This window comes from Falsiroseomonas oryziterrae, assembly GCF_021864505.1.
Taxonomy (GTDB): Bacteria; Pseudomonadota; Alphaproteobacteria; order Acetobacterales; family Acetobacteraceae; genus Falsiroseomonas; species Falsiroseomonas oryziterrae.
In genome coordinates, this window is the sequence record NZ_JAKJIB010000359.1 from 1 (window position 1) to 3,948 (window position 3,948).

At 73.6% G+C, this 3,948-nt stretch carries 5 protein-coding genes; 4 read left to right on the plus strand and 1 reads right to left on the minus strand.

Going from position 1 to position 3,948, the window contains the following annotated elements; genetic code table 11:
- Nucleotides 1-101: 101 nt before the first annotated feature.
- The gene (gene gluQRS, locus L2I40_RS20080) at nt 102-968 is read right to left on the minus strand and encodes a tRNA glutamyl-Q(34) synthetase GluQRS (RefSeq protein WP_237216953.1); all 867 of its coding nucleotides are present in this window, start codon (nt 966-968) and stop codon (nt 102-104) included.
- 38 nt (nt 969-1,006) lie between these two features.
- Between gluQRS and L2I40_RS20085 the strand changes: the two genes are divergently transcribed.
- The 4 genes from L2I40_RS20085 to L2I40_RS20100 form a co-directional block, all read left to right on the plus strand.
- Nucleotides 1,007-1,657, plus strand: a complete 651-nt coding sequence (locus tag L2I40_RS20085; protein ID WP_237216954.1) for an alpha/beta hydrolase — start codon at nt 1,007-1,009, stop codon at nt 1,655-1,657.
- A gap of 164 nt (nt 1,658-1,821) precedes the next feature.
- Nucleotides 1,822-2,397: an HNH endonuclease gene (locus tag L2I40_RS20090; protein WP_237216955.1), complete on the plus strand. Its 576-nt coding sequence runs from the start codon at nt 1,822-1,824 to the stop codon at nt 2,395-2,397.
- Between the two features lie 100 nt (nt 2,398-2,497).
- Complete coding sequence (locus L2I40_RS20095; protein WP_237216956.1) at nt 2,498-2,938, plus strand: hypothetical protein; 441 nt, start codon at nt 2,498-2,500, stop codon at nt 2,936-2,938.
- A gap of 101 nt (nt 2,939-3,039) precedes the next feature.
- On the plus strand, nt 3,040-3,948 hold a 909-nt coding region (locus L2I40_RS20100; RefSeq protein WP_237216957.1), incomplete at its 3' end, for an MFS transporter.

The following is a 3,948-nucleotide window of genomic DNA, read 5'->3' on the forward strand; positions in this document are numbered from 1 at the left end:
TGATCGAGGTCCAGGAGCCCGCAGGCTCCTGGCGGGATGGGTGCGGGGAGGGCAGAGCCCTCCCCGACGTCGCCACCAGCGCACGCGCGCCCCGGCTGCGCCTAATCCGGGACGCCGGCCAGGGCGCGAACCTCGGCCGGGCTGCGACCGGCGGCGCGCAGGTCGCGCAGCGTCGCCGCGCGGTCGCGCTTGGCAAGGCGCCGTCCCGCGGCGTCGGTGAGCAGGCCGTGATGCGCATAGGCCGGCTCCGGCCAGCCCATCAGCGCCTGCAGCAGGCGGTGCAGGTCGGTGGCGGGCTTCAGGTCCTCGCCGCGCGTCACCAGCGTGACGCCCTGCAGCGCGTCGTCATGCGTGACACAGAGGTGGTAGCTCGCCGGCGCGTCCTTGCGGGCGAGCACGGCGTCGCCGAAGCGCGCCGGGTCGCAGCGCAGCCGCCCCTGCCCCTCCTCCTCGAAGGACAGCGGCGGAACCGACGACACGGCACGCGCCATGTCGAGCCGCAGCGCATGCGCCTCGCCGCGCGCGATCCGGGCCGCGCGCTCGTCCTCCGACAGGCGGCGGCAGGTGCCGGGATAGAGCGGGCCGTCCGGCCCCACGGCTGCCAGGTGCGGCGCCGCGGCGCTCGCCGCCACTTCGCGCGCGATGTCGGCGCGGGTGCAGAAGCAGGGGTAGAGCAGGCCGCGCGCGGCGAGCGCATCGAGTGCCGCTCGGTACTCCGGCAGGTGCCGCGACTGCACCCGCACCTCGCCATCCCAGTCGAGGCCGAGCCAGGCGAGGTCCTCCAGGATCGCATCGGCGAAGTCGGGGCGGCAGCGGCCCGGGTCGATGTCCTCGAGCCGCAGCAGGAAGCGCCCCCCGGCTTCCCGTGCCCGCCGCCAGCCCTGCAGCGCCGAATGGGCGTGGCCGAGATGCAGCAGCCCGGTCGGGCTCGGCGCGAAGCGGGTGACGAGAGGCGGCGTTGCGGCCATGTCCTGCTGCGGTGCCAGGAACGGGAAAGGGGGACAAGATGGCGGGACTGGACGGGCCGCGCTGGGGGCCCGCTGCGGGCGGCGCGCCGCGCAGCCTCGTGGTGCTGCTGCACGGACTCGGCGCGGATGGCTACGACCTGATCGACCTGGCCCCGGGCTGGGGCAAGGCGGTGCCGGAGGCCGCCTTCGTCGCCCCGCATGCGCCGGATGCCTGCGACATCGCACCCTATGGCCGGCAATGGTTCAGCGTGCAGGACCGCACGCCGGCGCGAATGCTGGCAGGCGTGCGCGTCGCGGCGGAGGCGCTGGACGCCTTCCTCGACGCGGAGGCGGCGCGCCTCGGGCTCGCGGCCGACCGGATCGCGCTGATGGGCTTCAGCCAGGGCGCGATGACCGCGCTCTTCGCCGGGCTGCGGCGCGCGCCAGGGCCCGCCGCGATCCTCGCCTATTCCGGGCGGCTGCTCGGGGCGGAGACGCTGGCGGGCGAGATCCGTGCGCGCCCGCCGGTCCTGCTGGTGCATGGCGAATCGGACGACGTCGTGCCGGTGCATGGCAGCCGGGAGGCCGAGCACGCGTTGCAGTCGGCAGGGGTGCCGGTCGAATCGCTGTATCGCCCCGGGCTCGCCCATGGGCTCGACGAGGTCGGGATCATGCAGGGCGCGCTGACGCTGCAACGGGAGCTTGGGTGACGGGCCCATGAAAACTGCCGCGCGCGCCGCCCGAGGTGTGTTGCGAAGCGGCACCCACACTGGCATGAAGTCTCTCGAAACGCGGCGGTGCCACAGTATCTGGGGCCAGCCTGCCGTGATCGGCCCCAGGGCTTGGGACCGCCCCTCGATACGAGGAGTGGCGCTTGCCTGATGGCGGAGCCTTCGTCGGCGACAGGTCCTATCCCGCGCTCGTCCTGAACGCGGATTTCCGGCCGCTCTCCTATTTCCCGCTCTCGGTCTGGTCCTGGCAGGATTCGGTGAAGGCGGTGTTCCTCGACCGGGTCTCGGTGCTGTCGGAATACGAGGCGATCGTGCATTCGCCCTCGCTGCGCATGCGGCTGCCGAGCGTGATCGCGCTCAAGGAATACATCCCGGCGGCGCGGCGCCCGGCCTTCACGCGCTTCAACGTGTTCCTGCGCGACAGCTTCGAGTGCCAGTATTGCGGCGAGGGGAAGCCCACGCACGACCTGACCTTCGACCACGTGATCCCGCGCTCGCGCGGCGGGCGGACCACCTGGGACAACGTCGTCACCGCCTGCGGGCCCTGCAACCTGCGCAAGGGCAGCCGCCTGCCGCGCGAATGCCACATGCATCCGCGCCAGGAACCGCGCCAGCCGACCAGCTGGGAGCTGCAGGAGAACGGCCGCAGCTTCCCGCCCAACTACCTGCACGAGAGCTGGCGCGACTACCTCTACTGGGATTCCGAGCTGGAAAGCTGACCGCGCGACGGCGCAGCCGTGATCGCGCGCGCGCAGCCGTGACCTCGCATGGCGGCCATGCCGCGCGTTCCCGCGTCCGGAACGGACCGGGAAGCAGGCCATGCAGGCATGGTGGTTCGAATTCGGCTCGCGCGTCGAGGCGACGGCGCTTCTCTACTGCCCGGAGCGCATCCGGCGCGCGATGGAGGCGCCGGCCTGGCGCATCAACCAGGACGTCGACCACCTCGGCGCCGCATTCTGTCTGCGCGACGGCTGCCTTGCCTTCGTCGCGCGGACGCGGTGCGAACTGACGACGGCGATGCAGGGCGCCAGCCGTGACGTGCGCGTCTTCTCCCGTCACGGCGACAACCTAGCCGTGCGGATCGACAGCTTCGGCGGCGCGGCGACGCCGGTCTGCGGCGAGCCCTTCGCGCGTGGCGTGGTGGCGATCGTCACGCGGCGCGCCGCCTTGCCCCTGCCGGAGCGCGGCACCATCCCGCTGCAGGACTCCAGCACGACGGTGCGGCGCCTCGGCGCGCTGATGAGCGTCATGCCCGGCTGAGCCCACCCGCTCCGGCGGCGCGGAGCGACAAGGGTTTCGCAAGGCGCGGCTTCGCCGTTCTTTCGTGTCGCGCCGGCCCCATCGCATGCCAGGATGCGCGAGTGTGGGATGCATTCCTCCAACCGCGCTGGCGTGCCCTGCTCGTGCTGGCGACGGCGCGGACGAGCATGGGATTCCAGTTCCAGTCGCTGGGCTCGGTCTCGCCGGAGCTCATGGCGGATCTCGGCCTCGGCTATGCCGAGCTCGGCACGCTGATCGGCCTCTACTTCCTGCCCGGCGTCGCGGTTGCGCTGCCGGGCGGCGCGCTCGGGCGGCGCTTCGGGGATGCGCGGATGGTGACGCTCGGGCTTGCGCTGATGGCGGGCGGCGGCGCGCTCGCGGCGGTGGCGCCGGACGGCGCGACGCTCGCCGCCGGCCGGCTCGTCTCGGGCGTGGGCGGCATCCTGCTCAATGTGCTGATGGCGAAGATGGTGACCGACTGGTTCGCCGGGCAGCGCGACCTGACGCTGGCCATGGCGGTCTTCGTGAACTCCTTCCCGGTCGGCGTCGGCCTCGCGCTGCTGACCCTCGCCCCGCTCGCCGCCGCGGCCGGGTGGGCGGCCGGGCTCGCGGCCTCCGCGCTGGTGGCGCTGGCGGCGATGCTGCTGCTGCGCCTCGCCTACGCGCCGCATCCGAATGACGGGCTGGGCGCGGTGCCAGGGAATGGACAAGGCGGCGCGCGGCTGCCGCGCGGCGTCGTCGCGCTGGTCAGCCTCGCCGGCGCGATGTGGGGCATCTACAACGGCGTCTTCGGCGTCATGTTCGGCTTCGCGCCGAGCTTCCTCGCGCAGGCCGGCTTCGCGGCGGCGATGTCCGGCGCAGTGGTCGCCGTCGCGACCTGGGCGATCGTGGTCTCCGGCATCGGCGGCGGCGTCCTCGCGCAGCGCGGCACCGCGCCGGGCCGGCTGATGGCGCTCGGCACCGCCGGCTGGGCGCTGTGCCTGGCGCTGCTCGCGGCGGGCTTGCCGGCG

What these genes read in the sequence shown, in the direction of transcription:
- gluQRS (WP_237216953.1), bottom strand. Translation starts at nt 968, where the DNA reads ATGGCCGCAACGCCGCCTCTCGTCACCCGCTTCGCGCCGAGCCCGACC.
- L2I40_RS20085 (WP_237216954.1), top strand. Translation starts at nt 1,007, where the DNA reads ATGGCGGGACTGGACGGGCCGCGCTGGGGGCCCGCTGCGGGCGGCGCG.
- L2I40_RS20095 (WP_237216956.1), top strand. Translation starts at nt 2,498, where the DNA reads ATGCAGGCATGGTGGTTCGAATTCGGCTCGCGCGTCGAGGCGACGGCG.